The 16,704-nt window shown below is 52.5% G+C and carries 12 protein-coding genes and 1 tRNA gene; 8 read left to right on the forward strand and 5 right to left on the reverse strand.

The genetic code is table 11. The features are described from left to right. Positions 1 to 27: 27 nt before the first annotated feature. From ACFWUL_RS01105 to ACFWUL_RS01115, 3 genes are read right to left on the reverse strand one after another with little or no spacing between them, the layout of a single operon-like run. Positions 28 to 2,391 (reverse strand): transglutaminase-like domain-containing protein, encoded by a 2,364-nt coding sequence (locus ACFWUL_RS01105; RefSeq protein ID WP_416177550.1) that lies wholly within the window; start codon positions 2,389 to 2,391, stop codon positions 28 to 30. After that, a complete protein-coding gene (locus tag ACFWUL_RS01110; protein ID WP_416177551.1) occupies positions 2,391 to 3,404 on the reverse strand; it encodes a DUF58 domain-containing protein in 1,014 nt (337 codons plus the stop codon). Before ACFWUL_RS01110 ends, ACFWUL_RS01105 begins: the two co-directional genes overlap by 1 nt. Beyond that, positions 3,405 to 4,346, reverse strand: coding sequence for an AAA family ATPase (locus ACFWUL_RS01115; RefSeq protein WP_297019261.1), 942 nt, complete (start codon positions 4,344 to 4,346; stop codon positions 3,405 to 3,407). 974 nt (positions 4,347 to 5,320) lie between these two features. Here ACFWUL_RS01115 and ACFWUL_RS01120 point away from each other — a divergent pair. The 5 genes from ACFWUL_RS01120 to ACFWUL_RS01140 all read left to right on the forward strand — a co-directional run bounded on the left by ACFWUL_RS01120 (position 5,321) and on the right by ACFWUL_RS01140 (position 9,474). Beyond that, positions 5,321 to 6,661 carry an IS110 family transposase gene (locus ACFWUL_RS01120; protein ID WP_416177053.1) on the forward strand — a complete coding sequence of 447 codons (1,341 nt, stop codon included), beginning with the start codon at positions 5,321 to 5,323 and terminating at the stop codon, positions 6,659 to 6,661. Positions 6,662 to 7,023: 362 nt separating this feature from the next. Beyond that, complete coding sequence (locus tag ACFWUL_RS01125; protein WP_416177552.1) at positions 7,024 to 7,254, forward strand: hypothetical protein; 231 nt, start codon at positions 7,024 to 7,026, stop codon at positions 7,252 to 7,254. Between the two features lie 405 nt (positions 7,255 to 7,659). Continuing rightward, positions 7,660 to 7,749, forward strand: a tRNA-Ser gene (locus tag ACFWUL_RS01130). Positions 7,750 to 7,798: 49 nt separating this feature from the next. Further along, positions 7,799 to 8,659 carry a YitT family protein gene (locus tag ACFWUL_RS01135; protein ID WP_416177553.1) on the forward strand — a complete coding sequence of 287 codons (861 nt, stop codon included), beginning with the start codon at positions 7,799 to 7,801 and terminating at the stop codon, positions 8,657 to 8,659. Positions 8,660 to 8,823: 164 nt separating this feature from the next. Further along, on the forward strand, positions 8,824 to 9,474 hold the full coding sequence (locus tag ACFWUL_RS01140; RefSeq protein ID WP_416177554.1) for a DUF4405 domain-containing protein: 651 nt from the start codon (positions 8,824 to 8,826) through the stop codon (positions 9,472 to 9,474). Positions 9,475 to 9,621: 147 nt separating this feature from the next. Here ACFWUL_RS01140 and ACFWUL_RS01145 read toward each other — a convergent pair whose 3' ends face one another. Both ACFWUL_RS01145 and ACFWUL_RS01150 read right to left on the reverse strand, forming a co-directional pair. Then, positions 9,622 to 10,170, reverse strand: a complete 549-nt coding sequence (locus ACFWUL_RS01145) for a gamma carbonic anhydrase family protein (protein ID WP_416177555.1) — start codon at positions 10,168 to 10,170, stop codon at positions 9,622 to 9,624. Positions 10,171 to 10,550: 380 nt separating this feature from the next. Further along, positions 10,551 to 12,041 (reverse strand): ISNCY family transposase, encoded by a 1,491-nt coding sequence (locus ACFWUL_RS01150; protein ID WP_416176706.1) that lies wholly within the window; start codon positions 12,039 to 12,041, stop codon positions 10,551 to 10,553. A gap of 167 nt (positions 12,042 to 12,208) precedes the next feature. On the opposite strand from ACFWUL_RS01150, the gene ACFWUL_RS01155 reads away from it, so the two are divergent. From ACFWUL_RS01155 to ACFWUL_RS01165, 3 genes are all read left to right on the forward strand, one after another. Beyond that, entirely contained in the window at positions 12,209 to 13,516 is a 1,308-nt protein-coding gene (locus tag ACFWUL_RS01155) for an MFS transporter (protein WP_297023142.1), read from the forward strand. A gap of 509 nt (positions 13,517 to 14,025) precedes the next feature. Beyond that, positions 14,026 to 14,445: an IS200/IS605 family transposase gene (gene tnpA / locus ACFWUL_RS01160; RefSeq protein WP_416177556.1), complete on the forward strand. Its 420-nt coding sequence runs from the start codon at positions 14,026 to 14,028 to the stop codon at positions 14,443 to 14,445. Positions 14,446 to 14,623: 178 nt separating this feature from the next. Continuing rightward, complete coding sequence (locus tag ACFWUL_RS01165) at positions 14,624 to 15,448, forward strand: basic amino acid ABC transporter substrate-binding protein (RefSeq protein ID WP_416177557.1); 825 nt, start codon at positions 14,624 to 14,626, stop codon at positions 15,446 to 15,448. The last annotated feature ends 1,256 nt before the right edge of the window (positions 15,449 to 16,704 follow it).

Here is a 16,704-nt window from a genome sequence, read left to right on the forward strand (position 1 = left end):
CCATTGAACCATCTTTTTTGATTGCTGTCAGAGTTTCCGGAGGAGCCGGAAGCGGATCCGTTCCATCAGGCCCAGTCGGGCGAGGCAGGCTTTGCGGGCTTTGCCGGCGATGGCGGCGGCTTCTTTCCTTTCGTCTTCCGAGAGGGGACGGCCGGAGTATCTGGCGGAGACCAGGAGGTCGATGAGCCGGTCAAAGCCTTCAAACCGTCCGTCTTTCCGATAGGCTTCTTTCCGGTCTTCGTAGCTTCCTTTCAGCGGGATCTTCGCCCATCGGGTGAGGCGGCCCAGGTAGTCGAGGAGCCGGTTGAAGGAATCTTTGTCCCTGGGGGCAGCGGCTATCAGCCGGCCTACGGCGGTGAGGCGGAGGGCAAGGAGCAGGATCGCTGCCAGGAGAAGGAGCGGCAGTACCAGGAGGCCCTTGGGGAAGGGCTTTTCTCCATTGGGAGAAGGAGCCTGCTGCTGGAGCCGAGGCGGCTGGCCCTGGCTTGGGGCATTGTTCCGGGGCCGGTTCTGTGGCTGCTGGGAAGGATTCTTCTTTGGCTCCTGGGAGGAGGGATTCTCACCTTTGTCCCGGTCCTTCGGGTCCAGGGGCGCATCGGGGGCGCCGGTGTTGTCTTTCTTTTTGTCCGCAGGTTCCGGGAAGGGGTTGTCCGTGCCTTCGTAACCCGGAGTCATTTCCACGGGCCGCCAGCCGAGGCCATCTACGTAGACTTCTGCCCAGGCGTGGGCGTGATGGTCATTGATGGAAAGCTGGTGGAGTCCGTCAGCGGAGACAGGGGCTTCATGGATTTCATCGCTTCCCACGGTGAGCCCTGCGGCATAGCGTGCGGGGATGCCGCTTTCCCGGAGAAGCATGACGGCGGCAGAGGCGAAGGAGGTGCAGTAACCCTTCCTGCTTTCCGTGAGGAAGTAAGTAATGAAGTCTTTCTCCACCGGCGTCTTTCCGGGATTCGTGGTGTATTCATAATTTTTGGCGAGGAAATTCCGGATTTCCTCGACCCGCTGCCGCTTCTCGGCCAGGGTGGTGACCTTGCTTACGGGCCCCAGGGCAGCAAGTCCTTCTTTCACGGAGTCCGGGATATCCAGATAATGGCGGTATACGAAGTCTCGGTACCGCTTCTCGGCGCCTGTATAGGTGCGGTAGTAGGGGTCCGACGACGATTCCCGGTCCATCATGGAAAGGAGGGCCCCGGAAGGCAGGTTCCAGAGGTAGGTGCTGTAGGCTTTCCCTTCTGCGCTCACCGGGGACCGGTCAAAGGCGAAGAGGGGGGCACCGAAGCTGGCATCGTAGGGGAGAAGGAAGAATTTCGTCTTTTCATAGACTGCATTCACGGAGAAATCCTTCTTCAGTCCTTCCACAGAGCCATCGTCCAGGTAGTTGGAAAGGCTCTGGGACAGGGCAGGGCTCCGGGCGATGACTTCCATAAGCCAGGCGCCCTGGTCGTACCATTCGCCCCGGTTGTCCCGGAAGAGTTCTTTCACACTGTCATAGTCGGAGTCCGGCAGGTCCTTCCAGGCATTATTTCCATAGTCCCCGCCGCTCCAGCTCCGAAGATACAGGCGGTGGGGAATATCCGCGGTCTCGATATCCGCAATGATGCGGCCGGAGTAGCGGATGCCGTTCACGGTCCCCAGTTTCTGGTGGCCCGCGGTGCCTTTCATCATGCCGGTGTAGGCATTGCCGGCGTGGAAGATGGGGTCATAGGGATCAATGAAGGAAACGATATCTTCCTGGAGGCGGGAGAACAGGGCCGGCTGCTGGTACCGGCTTTCCGGAACGGCGAGGCAGATGAGGAGTCCAAGAACCAGGGAAACCGCAAAGGCCGGAATCTCCGGATGGGACAGGGCCCCTGCCTTGAGCCGGGCCGGCAGGGACGCCAGGAAGGCACCGGAAAGGACAAGGGCCGGTGCTGGCGGATTGATGCCGAAGTAGAAGCCCAGGAGCAGGAGGAAGAACGAAAGGAGTCCGGCTGCCAGGGAGGCTGCTTTCGAAAGGAAGGCGGCCAGGAAGACCCAGCAGGAAAGAAGCAGCAGGAAGAGCTCCGCCATCACCGGACTGGCGGGTTGGGTGAGGCGGGGCACTTCCATTTCCACATCATAGGGCTCTTTCAGGGTGGTGATGAAGGGCACCGACAGGGAGCGGAGGCTTTCCGTGAAACTGCTGCCGGAGACGATGGCTATGGCTGCGAGAAGCAGGAACAGTACCGCCAGCAGGGGAAACCGCCGCTTTTCCGGAAGGTTTCCCAGGAGGAAGGACGCCACAAGGGTGATGATAAAGGCGGCCAGCCCAAAGGAGAGAGCGCCATCGCCGAAGTAGGAAAAGAGGAGGGAAACGGCGCCTGCTGCGCCGGCCCCAGCGATAAGGGAAGAAAGCATTTTCACTTTATCCATTATTTCTTCCCTCCCAGTGCTTCATAAATGGCATCCCGTCCGGCAAGGGCTGCATGGGGCGCATCGGAAGAAGCACACCAGATGGCGGGATGGAGGATGGGAGAAATGGGGGGATTCGGATTTCCCGTGATATAGCAGATGGGAATATAGGGAGACAGGGCGCTTTCCCGAAGGGCATCGCCGGTGCCGGCCCGGAGGAATCCGGAGAGACTGTCCATCCATTCTTCCCGGCTGTGGATGGCGGCGGTCATGGGCCCTTTGGCGGTGGCAAAGGCAAAGCGGAAGGGAATGCGGGCGGACAGGAGGGCGAGGCCCAGAGAGTAGAGGGCATCGCCCACCGTATCCCGGAGTGCCGGCTCTTTTTCGTAGTCCGCGGCCAGTACGATTTTCTCGCTGTCCGCAGGATAGGAGTCCCGCACGTAGACGTCCTCTTTCCGGGCAGTGATTTTCCAGTTGATGAGATGGGGATTGTCACCGGGCTTGTAGGGGGTGGCACCGAAGTATTCCACCTCGTCGCTTCCCGTGAGCCGGCGGAGGCTGGCCAGGGCGGCATGGTAATTTCCCACGGCCCTTGGGTACACAAGGTAAGACAAGGTAGGAAGAACCTGATGGAAGTGGAAGAGACCGAAGGGGTCTGTCCAGGAAAAGACGGCCTTCCCCAGAGCCTCTCTTCCGCAGTGGAGGGCATCCTTTGTGAAATAGAAACGGATGCCCTCCTTTGTTTCCTCGTAGGACTCATAGGCCTTGCCATCCAGCAGGAGATCCGGGGAACCAAGGAAGGAAAGAAAAGAGCCGGCCACGGTCACCGTGATTTCCACGGTGTCTCCCCGGCTGGCATGGGAGGGACCGGCGGCGGAGAGGGAAAGGTGCTTTCCTGCCCATCTTCCCCAGAAGTACAGGGGAAGGGGCGTCAGGATGAGTACCAGGGCCAGCAGAAAGGCATCGTACTGGTCATAGATGATCATGAGGAGCAGGGCCAGGGCCAGGATGAAAATATAGTACAGGCGGCCCATTTATTCCTCCTTCAGTGACGGAAGGGGCAGGGAGGAAATGATATCCGAGAGAACGGACTCCGCCGTTTTCCCTGCATACCGGGCGTCGCCGGACAGGGAAATGCGGTGGGACAGGGTGTAGGAAGCCACTGCCATCACATCGTCCGGGGTGGCGTAGGTCCTGCCTTCCATGAGGGCATGGGCCTTCGTCATGGAAGCAAGGCACATGGTACCACGGGGAGATACACCGAGGCGGATGTCCGGATGGTTTCTCGTGGCCCTGGCGATGTCCACCATGTAGCCATAGAGACTGTCTTCCACGTGGATGCGGCTGGCTTCTTCCCGGAGGGCCAGGAGCTGGGCGGGGGAAATGACAGGGGTCAGGGATTCGGCGGGATTCCGGCTTTCACCGGAGAGAATATGGATCTCGTCTTCCCGGGCCGGATAGCCTACGGTGATGCGGATCATGAAGCGGTCTGTCTGGGATTCCGGCAGTTCCTGGGTGCCGGAGGAACCGAAGGGGTTCTGGGTGGCCATGACGATGAACGGCTGGGGCACTGCGTAGGTCTTGCCGTCCACCGTGAGCCGCCCTTCCTGCATGACTTCCAGCAGGGCGGACTGGGTCTTCGGAGAGGCCCGGTTGATTTCATCGGCCAGGAAGAAATTCGTCATGGCGCTGCCCGGCACGTAACGGAAGGTGCCGCTTCCCTTGTCGTACATGGAAAACCCCGTAATATCTGACGGCAGTACGTCCGGAGTGAACTGCATGCGCTTGTAGTCCAGTCCCAGTACGTGGGTGAAGGAAACGGCGATGGTGGTCTTGCCTACGCCGGGAATGTCGTCGATGAGGATATGGCCGCCTGCCAGGATGGCACAGAGAATCCGGCGAAGCACTTCCTCCTTCCCCAGTACGGCCTTCCCGGTTTCCGCCAGGATGGAATCGATCATTTCTTTTGTATTCATAAAGGTACCTCGGTTTCTCTATATAGGATTGATATTTTATATTATACTCCTTATGGGAAGGGAGGAAGGAAAGTGGCTGAGGGGGCTGAAAAAGTTAGGAGTGAGGAGTTAGGAGTGAGGAGTGAAGGTGGCGGCGCACAAAATTGGGAAGCGCCGCCTTTTGAATTCTGCCAGCGGTTGCCGCCACTTGCAATGACGGGGAGCGGGAAGAGGCACCTTTTCAGAGCTCTGTACTTGCTGTGGTGCCTCTATCCCTCTACCGTCATTTCGAGCGGTGGTAAGCGCCGGAATGAAGGTAAATGCAAGAATCGTATGTGAGAGAGAGTCGAGAAATCTCCCTGGTAAATGCCTGTGACGGTGTTACAATGCAGGCATCGTAAAAAGGTGGCTCAAGGGGAACGGCCTTCGGCCGAGGGGAGGGAGGCAGCGCAGAAATTATATAGCGCCGCAGGATATATATCTGTAATAACCGGCTGGCCCAATCATGCGGAGGGTTCGTAAGGGTTGTGGCTTCCACGCCGCTTCGCTTGTGGAAGCGGGTTGTAGGTTGGCGGCGCTGCGCTGGCCAACCGGGTGGGACGCTTCGCTTAAAAGGAAGGGAAACCTTATATAACGCCGCCTTCGGCGGCTGATTCTCCCAATGGCGGCGAAGCCGCTGGAACTCAACTCTCAACTCTCAATTAGAGATTGGGCGCGGTGCGCCACTGAATATCAAAGAAACGGGAGTTGTCTAACATCACTTTCTATTGGTTTTATCCCCTATTTGGGTACATACTTATGGTGGATGGGCGGATATACTACATAAACCCGTGGAGCTGAGTGGTGGAGCTGTGGCAGCGACTACCCCGTTCAATTAAATATGGAGATCATTCTTTGGAATTGAAAATTGGTGCCGCCGGGTTTTGGCCCGGCAATAGAGCCCGTAAGCTTATATCTTTGTACAATCGTCTCGATTGATTCAGAATGATCAGTCAATGTCCGCTACATTCACCTTTACTTCTTTATTTATCCTTATTGTAGAAAGGAGGAAAGATGCAATGCATGAACGCATGGAAATTGGTGACAGAAATGAATATATTCATCCCATATGCTGTGGGCTCGATGTCCATAAGAAATCAGTATTTGCAGCCGTCTTTATCTATGACAATAGTGACAGTCCGGTTAAATATTATACCGCCCAGTTTACTACGTATCCCAAAGACCTGAAGAAAATGACTGATTGGATCATTTCCAAAAACTGTCATGATGTATGTATGGAGTCTACCGGACAATACTGGCATCCAATATATGATGCAGCGGAAGAAGCCGGATTACATCCCCTTGTGTCTCATCCCAAGTACACCAAACCATTAAAAGGTAAAAAGAGTGATCCCGCTGATGCAAAATGGATTGCAAAATCCTATGCCAGTGGACGTGTGGTTGCAAGTTTTATTCCATCAAAAGAATTCAGAATCATGAGGTCAACAATCCGGTACTGCCAGAAAATTCATAATGCAATGACTGGAGAGAAAAACCGCATACTGAATTGCTTAACCGGGGAAGGCATCAAGCTTGATGTTGTTTTTTCAGATGTATTTGGGAAGACATCAAGATCAATCATTGACTATATGCTTAATCATCCTGGTGAGAAATTTAATGTGGCCCCATTCATTGGAAAACGATGCAAGACGCCAATCCCTGTTATCCAAGAGGCAGTAGCAAAGGCATCATCTGTAGATATATCTTCTTTGTCCAAACTCAAAGTGGCCTTCAGCAGGTTAGACAGAACTGTGAAAGATGAAGCAGTGCTCAAGCAGGACGTTGCAGAGAGAATGAAACCCTATGCTCATCAGCTGGAGCTGATCAGGACGGTCCCAGGATTTGACAGGGACCCATTTACCGCTATGCGGGTGCTGGCAGAAATTGGTCCGGACATGAGTGTATTTCCTTCGGCCAGACATCTTTGTTCATGGGCAGGTGTATGTCCGAGCCACGATTCAAGTGCCCACAAGGTAAAAGGCAGAAAAATATCCCGGGCAGGGAAATATTTGAAACCGCTGCTGGTTAATATTGCCAGATCAGTTGTACGTTCAAAAGACCACCCGGAAATTACAAGTCGCTTTAACCGTATAAAAAGCAGACGTGGTTACATGAAAGCCATCATCGCAATCTGTAAGATGTTCCTGACTGCCATCTGGCACATCTTAAGTAAGGACGAGCCTTACAAAACTGACGGCTACATGACTGCGAAGAAGCCTAAAAAGGCTAAAAGGGTAATGACGAGGACTCAACTCGCTGAATACCTTGCTTCGCAGGGGATAACTGTTGTTGATTGACAGCAGCAATCCGTTAACCACGTCCGGTTCATAAAGAACCTAAAGTTATTATACAACAGCTTTAGGAGGGAATAACCCCGAAAAAAATTAGATTTTCCAGGGGCTTTATAAAGTTACCCCAAAAGTAAGCTTGTTGTCGGGAGCTTATGTTTCAAGCTTCTCAAATCTATCCCAAAGCATGCAGCCCCTTAGAGAAAGGCCGCGGCAAAGCCGCAGGATGGATGCGGCAATGCCGCGGAGCCTCAACTCTCTTTCCTCAAATCTCAATTCTGCTTTTGCCCCCTGCTACGCAGGTCCCGCCTCTGCGAGGCGGATCCATCCCCCGGCCTTTGGCCGTCCCCCTTCTCCAAGGGGGAACGTGCTTGCCAATTTCCTTAACATGTGAGATGACCAATAGCATGCAGCTTTTTGCGGCGAAGCTGCTGAACCTCAACTCTCAACTCTTTCCCTATCATGCAGGCCCTTGGAGAAGGGCCGCGGCAAAGCCGCAGGATGGATTGGAGGGGAAAGGAAAGGTGGCTGAAGTGATTGAGGTGGTTAAGGTGGCTGAGGGGGGTGTGGCGGCGCAGAAATTATATAGCGCCGCCTTATGAGACCTGACTGCGGCTTCGCCGCTGGATTTCTCATCTTTCATTGTAGGGCCTTCATAGACATAGACCAGAGAGATCTCTCGACTCTTTCTCACATACGATTCTTATGAGTACACTCACTTCGGTGCTTGCCACCCAAGGGGAAGCGTGTCACTGGATTCTCAGTCGCCTGCGGCTCCCTACGAATCCAGTTCCCTTGCCACCGCTCGAGATGACGTTATAGGGAAAGAGTCATTTTACGGAAACCGTTTCGCTGAAACCCTGCTCTACCCAACCCCGTCATTTCGGCCGGTGGCAGTATGCTAAGTGACTCTGCAGTTAAGAATCGCTACAGCCGTCAGGCCGCTGCCTTTCTGACAATCCTATTTGACAATCCTCTATCTTTTCCTCTATAATAGGTATCGTTATGGAAGGGTGTCCGAGCGGTTGAAGGAGGCGGTCTTGAAAACCGTTAACTTCGTGAGAGGTTCATGGGTTCGAATCCCATCCCTTCCGCCAGAAATGATTCCGCGGGGTACCCGCGGATTTTTTGTACTATGGAGGCTGTATGACAGTAGCCGGAAGAACGATCGATTTCTGGTCCCTTTTCAAACGAATCGTGGGACTGGCCATTGGGGCCATTATTTATTCTGCAGGGCTGAACCTGTTTCTTATCCCGAACCACATCATCGATGGCGGGGTCACCGGTATTTCCCTGCTGGTGCAGGCGGTGACGGGGATTCCTTTTTCTGTGCTTATCGTGGTACTGAACCTGCCCTTTTTCTACCTGGGGTACAAGCGCCTGGGGGCGGGGCTGGCGGCATCGGCGACCTTTGCCATCGTGGTGCTCTCTTTCTGCTCTTCCTATTTCGAAACGCTGACGCCCGCCACCACGGATCCCTTCCTGTCCACCATTTTCGGCGGCATCATTATCGGTATCGGCGTAGGCATCGTCATCAAGAGCGGCGGCTCCACGGATGGCACGGAAATCGTGGCCATATGGCTGGATAACAAGTCTTCCTTTTCCGTGGGGGAAATCATCATGTTCTTCAACCTCTTCATCCTGGGGGCGGCGGGATTCGTATTCAGCTGGAACAGCGCCATGTATTCCCTCATTGCCTACTTCATCTGCTCCCGCATGATCGATGCGGTGTCCACGGGTCTCGATTCTTCCAAAGGCATCTTCATCGTCACCACGGATTACGATGCCGTGGCGGATGCCATTGTCCACGACATGGGCAGGGCTGTCACCCGGATCCACGGGCAGGGGGGCTACCTGAAGGATGATAAGGACGTGCTCTACTGCGTGGTGACCCGGTTGGAAGTGACGAAGCTGAAACAGGTGGTGCACCACATCGACCCCTCCGCTTTCCTTTCTGTCTTCGACGTGCAGGAAGTCCAGGGCGGGCTGATTAAAGGGAAAAAATAAAAGACACAGGACGCTCCTTCCCTGGGATATGGGAGGAGCTTTTTTACTGCGCACCTTTTGCCTTTGACTGTAGGACGTGTTTTTCTCTCAGCGGCTTATCTTCTTTCATGTTATAATATAAATAATAAGAAATTAATGGTAAACGAGGAAAGGGAAAAAATGCTATGAATAAGAGAATGGTTCTTGATACGGTCATGCTTTTTGTGTTTCTCCTTCTTCTTGACCTGCGATGGGTCCATGTGCCTGGGCATGAGACACTGGCGATTCTCTTTACTATCCTCGTTATTATCCATACCATCTGGAATCGGTCCTGGTATGCTGCTCTTTCCCGGGGGCGATGGAACCGGCAGCGGAAACTGATGACCGCCATCGATGGAGTGCTGATTCTCCTTTTCCTGACGATCATGGTGAGTGGATTGTCGTTTTCACAGTTTGTCCTTCCTTTTGGTATGAGGCAGCCCCTGTGGGTTCATCGGCTCCATCGAGTAGCCGGATTTATCATGATTTTTGTGATGGGGCTTCATCTTGGGATTCACTGGCAGTTCCTGTGGCCTCGCATGAAACGGGCAATATTCGGTAAGAGCAGCCGGGTACCCTCATGGGTATGGAAGGGAGCGGCACTTCTGATTGCGGCATTTGGCGTTTACAGTTCCTTCCTTTACAATCTGGGAAGCCGTATCCTTCTGGTGCCGGCCTCCCAGCTCCAGCGGCCTCCGGTGACACTGGGATTCTTTCTGCTGGCCCATCTTTCTATTATTGGTCTCTATACAGCCATTGGTTACTATGCCATGAAATGGGCAGCCAAGAGAAGATAAGAAAGCAATGATTTCTTTAGCGGATCTGATTTTCTATGACTTTTCATGAAATGGCTCATAGAAAAAGCCCCTTGAACGGCTTGCCGTTTAAGGGGCTTTTTACGTATCTGCTAAAGGTAACAGCAAAGGGGTAAGTGGGGACCGTGATCAGGAGAAGATCCGGTCTTTGTCATACCGTTCTCCATCGGCATCGGGAAGGAGGCCGTATTCTTCGGTCCACAAGGTTTTATAGCGGACAGCCTGGAGGTGGATCTTTTCGACCGTTTTTTCGTCCAGCTGTTTGACGACTTTGGCGGGACGGCCCATGATGAGGGAGTGGGGCGGCACGATGGTACCTTTGGTGACCAGGGCACCGGTAGCTACGATCGAGCCTTCACCGATGACCGACTGGTCCAGTACGCAGGCGCCCATGCCGATAAGGCAGTTGTCTTCGACCCGGCAGCAGTGAAGAAGGGCACTGTGGCCGATGGTCACAAAGTTTCCGATGTGGCATTCATAGCTTTCTCCATGAATCACCGTATTGTCCTGTACATTGGTGTAGTCCCCGATGGTGATGGCCTTGTCACCCCGGACCGTGGCATGGTACCAGATGCTTGCAAATTCACCGACCGTCACATTTCCGATGACATCGGCTGTTTCAAATACATGGGCCCTTGGGTGGATGATGGGACTGCTTTTTCCGTTGGATGCAATCATGGCGTGTTCCTTTCTGTTTTGGGTAATATTCGAAGGTTATCTGCTTACATTATAAGTCATGGAGTGGAGGAGAAACAGAAAGAAAAAAATAGGGGTCTGTAGACAGGGGTTACAGAGAATTCATAATCCTATATTGCGTGGAAAGTGGGAAGGGTAATGCTTCGCGAGGCGGCTCAGGGGAAATGGCCTGCAGCTAGGGGAAAGGTGGTGTACAAATGATATAGTGCCACGGATGATATATTCGGCGGGTCCTCTATAGGCCTGATTTACAAATTTTTCTGCAAAATCCCCTGTCAAGCATTTTTGAAAATGTCCCGAGAATTGTCATTTAATAGCCCCGCAATAGTGGGGCTATTTTGAGTGGTTAGGCCAGTATGTTACTAAAATATGTTACGCGATGCAAGTTCTTCTGGATCTTGTCTGGAATGATGCGGTCTTGTAAGGACGTAATGACGGAAAGATGCCTGCTTCCATGGGTGACTCATCGGTGGAATCCAGTGTTTCTGAGGCTTTGGTTTGGTATAGTCAGCATCAAGCTCAGGAGATTTCTTCTGGCGCAAAGGGATGGCTTCCAGCGCGTAGATACTGGTATCGTTAACACTGCAGTAGAGTTCGCCGTTGAAAGCCCGTATGACTAGTACTTTGGTTCCGCTGGCATAATGCACCTGATGGCCTTCTGAATCAAGCATACGATAGTACTGACGCTGGAAACGGATGCAGTGGCCTCTGTCTACCGTACGGCCTGTAAGTACAGCCAGTATCAGGTTGATCCTCTCATCTGACGGTTGCGTCACAAAAGCTGATTTGGTACTATTGGGGGGAAGTGCAAACTTCGCATTGAATTCTTTTAGGTAGGACTTGAGGAATTCATTGGCGTCTGCAATAGTCGTGATGCCTGCCTGTCTCAGCTCAATCGGCAGGCGCGACTGCAGCGTCTCATTGAGCCGCTCAACCCGGCCTTTGGCCTGTGGTACGCTGCTTGACTCAAGGTGTATCCCCAGTTGCCTGCAAGCGTAACCGAACTGCGTATAGGTATCCTCGTCGATGGACGGGGATCCTTTTTGTTTGTAAATGAACACAGTGCGTTTATCCGTGAAGATTTCCACAGGGATTCCGTAATCTTTGAGAGTCTGCCAGAGGACATGGTAATAGCCGTTCAGGGTCTCCTGGGTGTCAAAATAGCCGCCAGTCACGATGCCAGTGGCATCATCAATGAAGAGGTGGAGATGCCAGATCTTCCCGGGAACCCATTCATATGGAGTGGCATCACCCTGCAGCTGTTCCCCAAAGTAAGCATGCCGTGGACGCCGGCTGTGGGCATCTTCAGCAGCCACAAGATTGACTTGTATTTCCATCTGCTTTTTCTTGGATTTCGTGTTGCTTTTCATTGCTTCCAATTTTCTCCTGATCCGTTTTCTTTTGGCCCGTGTAGCCTTAGGAGAGAGAATAAAGGCTGCCTCAAGAATGGAGGCTACAGAGGAAACGGAGACATGGATATTCTCATGTCTGTCCAGAAGTTCGGTAAAGTGGGTAAAATTGGCGCCATAGTACTCATTCTGGTAAAGGGCCACAATTTTTTCTCTGAGTGAGGCTGGAAGTGTTGTTACGGGCTGTCTACCCCTGTTCTCGTGGACAAATGCTGCTTTACCTTCCTGACGATAGCGCAGGATTAACCGGTTCACGGTGCGGACAGTGCACCCCAGCCGGACAGCTGCTGCGAGCTTGTTGCCATCTGGATGATTAACAAGAGATTTGATTGTTTCATATTTGAACTGCTCGTCCATCGTTAATTCAACCTTTCTGATAAAAATTCCTCCCATCACTTGCGTTAAGATTGTGATGAGATTATACCATGACTGGGACATTTTCATTTGTGGTTACTTGAGACAATATCACTTGTGGTTCATAGATTTACAAATTTTTCTGCAAAATCCCCTTTTCAAGAATGTAAAGCTATTGTATAATAAAACAATTTGTGCCGGAATCGGCATGGGAGTTTTTTAGGAGTTTTTTGTGCGTATCTCTAAGAGGGGGAACTATGTCAGAAAAATCTTTGGAAGAACAGGAATTTGAAGAAACCGGGGTCACCCGGAAAGAGCGTTGGAAGATCATGTGGGCTTCCATCATCGGCTATGCCATGGACGGGCTGGATGTGCTGATCCTGTCCTTTGCCATGGCGGCCATTGTCAGTGAGTTTGGGCTGTCCCTGGGGGAAGGGGGACTTATCGCCACCTACACACTGATTGGTACGGTACTGGGCGGTTACCTCTTCGGTATCTTTGCCGACTACTTTGGCCGGGTCCATACCTTTTCCCTGACCATCATTATTTTCTCCATTTTCACCGGCGCCTGTGCCTTTGCGGATAACGTGACCCATCTGGATATCCTCCGTTTCCTGGCGGGCCTTGGCCTTGGCGGGGAATACGGTATCGGTATGACCCTTGTTTCTGAAACCTGGCCGGCCGCCAAGCGTGCCCGTGCTACGGCAGGGGTGGCCATGGGCTGGCAGGCAGGGGCTGTGCTGGCGGCCATCCTGGCGGCTTTCGTCCTCCCGGATTACGGGTGGAGAGGCCTCTTCCTGGTGGGTGTGGTACCGGCGCTGCTGGCTGCCTGGGCCCGTCACGGCCTGAAGGAACCGCCTATGTGGGTAAAGCGTAAGGAAATGAAGAAAGCCCTTCTTGCCAGAAAAGCGAATGGGGAACAGCTGACGGCGGAAGAGGAAGCGGAACTGACGGAAGCGAAGAAATTCCCGCTGGCCCATCTTTTTGACAGCCCATCCAAGACGCTGACCACCGTGTCCCTCACCATCATGACCAGCGTCCAGAACTTCGGTTACTACGGCATCATGGTATGGCTGCCCATGATTCTTCTGAAGGAACACGGCCTCACCACGAAATCCATGTCCGGCTGGATGATCGTCACCGTTGTGGGGATGATCGCCGGGATTTACGTATTCGGTTACCTCTGCGACCGGCTGGGACGGAAGATTCCTTACCTCATTTTCTACGTCTGCGCCGCCGCCATGGTTTATATCTATGTAAACCTCGGAACGCCGATTGCCCTCCTCTTTGGCGGTGCATTCCTGGGATTCTTCTGCAATGGCATGATGGCAGGCTATGGTACCCTCCTTTCTGAAAACTATACCACCGATGCCCGCTCTACGGCCCAGAACTTTATCTTCAATACCGGCCGCGCTGTGGGCGGCTTTGCACCGGCCATCATCGGTGCCCTGGCCCAGGCCCATGGCTTCAATGCGGCCTTCGTTCTCCTGTCCTGCGTCTATCTGGCGGCAGCACTGAATGTGCTCTTCTTCATCAAAGATACCAAGGGCGTTACGATTAAATAAACTGTGATTTTGCCTGTAAAGAGCTGTGAAATGGGATTTTCTGTTTCGCAGCTCTTTTGTTATTGTATACTGCTTCAGGCGAGGCGCATGGGGCTAAAGGTGGTGGGTGAACATCGCTGCGCTCGTTCACCGGGTTGTGGGCGCTGCCGCGCCAGGGGCATAAGGTAGGTCTGCCGCCAGATGGCTGGGACACATCAGGCTCTGTTTCAGTGATCGCAGCAAAGTGGAGAGCATAACCTGCTTGCCGGACGTCAAAGATAATAGCCTGTCATCTTTAGCCCCATCACCCGCACAGGACGCATAGTAAATGGTCCTTTGCTGACAGCATTCCCCTATTCCATATAGACAAACGCCTGACTATAATGTATAATTGCCCCAAATACTAAACCCCCGTCTGAGACGGGGGAACCGGCGGAGCCGTAGCGTTACCCAAAGTACCAAAAAACCTCCTATGTTAGAATAAAGTGGGTCTAGCAAATCCGCTTTATAAAACACAGGAGGTATCCAAGATGGATAACCAAAGTATATCTCATACGAGATGGAATTGCACGTATCACATTGTATTTATTCCAAAATATCGCAAGAAAATTCTGTATAGCAAAATTCGTTTGGAATTAATCGATATTCTTAGAAAGTTGTGTGAGATGAAGAAAGTCCAGCTCTTGGGTGGCGCAGTCTGCATTGACCACGTTCATATGTATATTGCAATCCCGCCAAAACTTTCGGTATCAGAAGTTGCTGCATATTTGAAAGGGAAAAGTGCGCTGATAGTGTTCGATAACCACCCGGAACTCCGTGCAAGATGGGGAGAAAGGCATCTCTGGGCAAGAGGATACTATGTGTCCACCGTCGGGAATGTGAATGAAGAGACAATCCAAAATTACATTCGCGAGCAGGAGAATAGTGATCAAATGGACTTAAGCAAATAAGCAATTAAGAATAGCCGCCTTTAGGCGGTAAGTCAGTATCAGGGCATTTGCTAGACCTGCCAATGGCAGGTGCCAGTATCATATCCCCGGAGGGGTTATAAATAAACCCCCATTTGAAATGGGGGTTGCTAACTTATTGCAATAATTTGTATAAATTGCATAAAAATGAGGTGCTCTGATGAAACTGTGGAAAAAGGGAATACTTCTGGGGGCTGCCATGATGCTGGCGGCAGGAATGATGGCCGGATGCGGCGGGGAGAAGAAGGCCGCTGCCTCTTCTGCCAATAAGAATGTGCTGAAAGTGGCCACCAATGCCACCTACGTGCCCTTCGAATTCAAGACAAAGGACGGCTCCGACTACACGGGTTATGAAATCGATGTGGTCCGGGCAGTGGCCAAGGAAATGGGGAAGGACGTGGAATTCCGGAACATCGCCTTTGATGGACTCATTCCCTCCCTCCAGTCCAAGGAAGTGGACATGACCGCCTCCGGCATGACAGCGACCAGAGAAAGGGCACAGAAGATTCTCTTTGCAGCGCCCTTCTATGAAACGAAGCTGGCCGTGGTGACCCGGGCGGACAGCAATATCCATTCCGTAGATGACATGACCAATGGACAGGAAATCGCCGTGCAGGTAGGGACCACAGCGGCCTACTACGCCCAGGACAAGGGCATGCATACGAGAAACTTTGACCACTCTTCTGACATCGTCATGGAACTTAAAGCCGGCGGTGCCGTGGCCGGTATCCTCGACAAACCGGCGGCGGACTATTTCGTGGCCACCGACGGGAAAGACCAGTTCCGGGTGGTGGACGTGCCGGACTCCAAGGTCCAGTACTTTGCCTTCGGCTTCAACAAGGACAACAAGGAACTGCAGCAGCAGGTAAACAAAGCCATTGCGGACCTGAAACAGAAAGGAACGCTGAATGAGCTCCATGAAAAATGGTTCAAACAGCCCCTGCCGGACATGCCGGCTACCGCAGAAGAGGCACTGGGAATCTGATGATAAAATCTCGCAGGAATGGGAAAACGTTCCTGCGAGGTTTTTATTTGGAGATAATAGGTTAGTAAGACAGTGTGACAGTGGCGGAGGGAAAAGTGAGGAGTGAGGAGTTAGGAGTGAGGAGTGAATGTAGCGGCGCACAATTCATATAGCGCCGCTAATTTTATATATTCGTCAACATGCAGGAAACAGCAAACGGTAAGCTGATAGCGGATAGCGGAAAGCAATTTCCTCGATCTCGACCTCGATCTCAATCTATTACCTGCATGAGGGCACTTACTTTTCAATCAATTTGAAAAAATTTCACTTTCCATGTTCACAAAATCGAAGTTCGCGGTATGTATATAGTAGAGGGATGAAAAAGGCCCGCGGGTTGAAAAGTGGATTCCCCGTTTTCCTGAGTGCGCGCTGTGGAAAGAACCCCCGGGAATCCAACGGACATCGGTACCGCCTTTGGAAGTCCCTCCCTCAATGGCCATGGAGGATGGCGAGGATCCAGGTCCAGGTCTAGATCCAGGTCTAGGCGGATAGCCGCGACGGCGGCGAATCGACTAGCCACTAGATCTAGTCACTGGCTACCTTGCCACAATCCGTATAACGGACAATGAAACACACAACACCATAAGACCCAAGGACTTTCTGATAGCTCATGCTTTTGCCTCTTTGACGACTAGTTCGGCTTTTGGGGAAACTTCGGTTTCTGACCTTACGCCGGCGCCTGATTCACTGGACAAATTCCTGCATTTTACGGACACCGGGTCTTGTTGGTGTTTTTTGTTTTGCCATGGTAAGCCGTGCGTGCGAACCGGCGGGGCCTTGAGCCTTTTGCCTTGAGCCTTGAGCTGGTCAGCGGCGTTGCCGCAAAGATAGCGGCGCAAATCATGTAGCGCCGCCTTTTATATTGTATTTAGCGGCTATGCCGCAGTTGGAATCCTGAAGACTCTGCAAAAAAATCGTGCAATTGCCTCAGCTGTAGGCTCTCTTCTCTGAAGAGAGCTGCCCACCGGGCTGAGAGATGGTGATGGCAGCGCCGCAGGCGAATTCCCTCAATCTCGGCCTCAATCTCGATCTCATTTACCCACAGGGCTGGACTGGCTTAAGCTTAAAGTTAAGAGCTCGAAGCTGTGTACACCATTTTTGTCCCCAAATCAGATGGGACAATTTTACTTCGTTTTGGACTATACAGGTGAGAGGCGGAAAGGCCGGATGGAATTTCTCCCCTGCCGGGGGTACTCAGCCCATGGGACCGGAAAAGG

The organism is Dialister sp. (assembly GCF_047832375.1).
In the GTDB taxonomy this organism is placed as follows: domain Bacteria; phylum Bacillota; class Negativicutes; order Veillonellales; family Dialisteraceae; genus Dialister.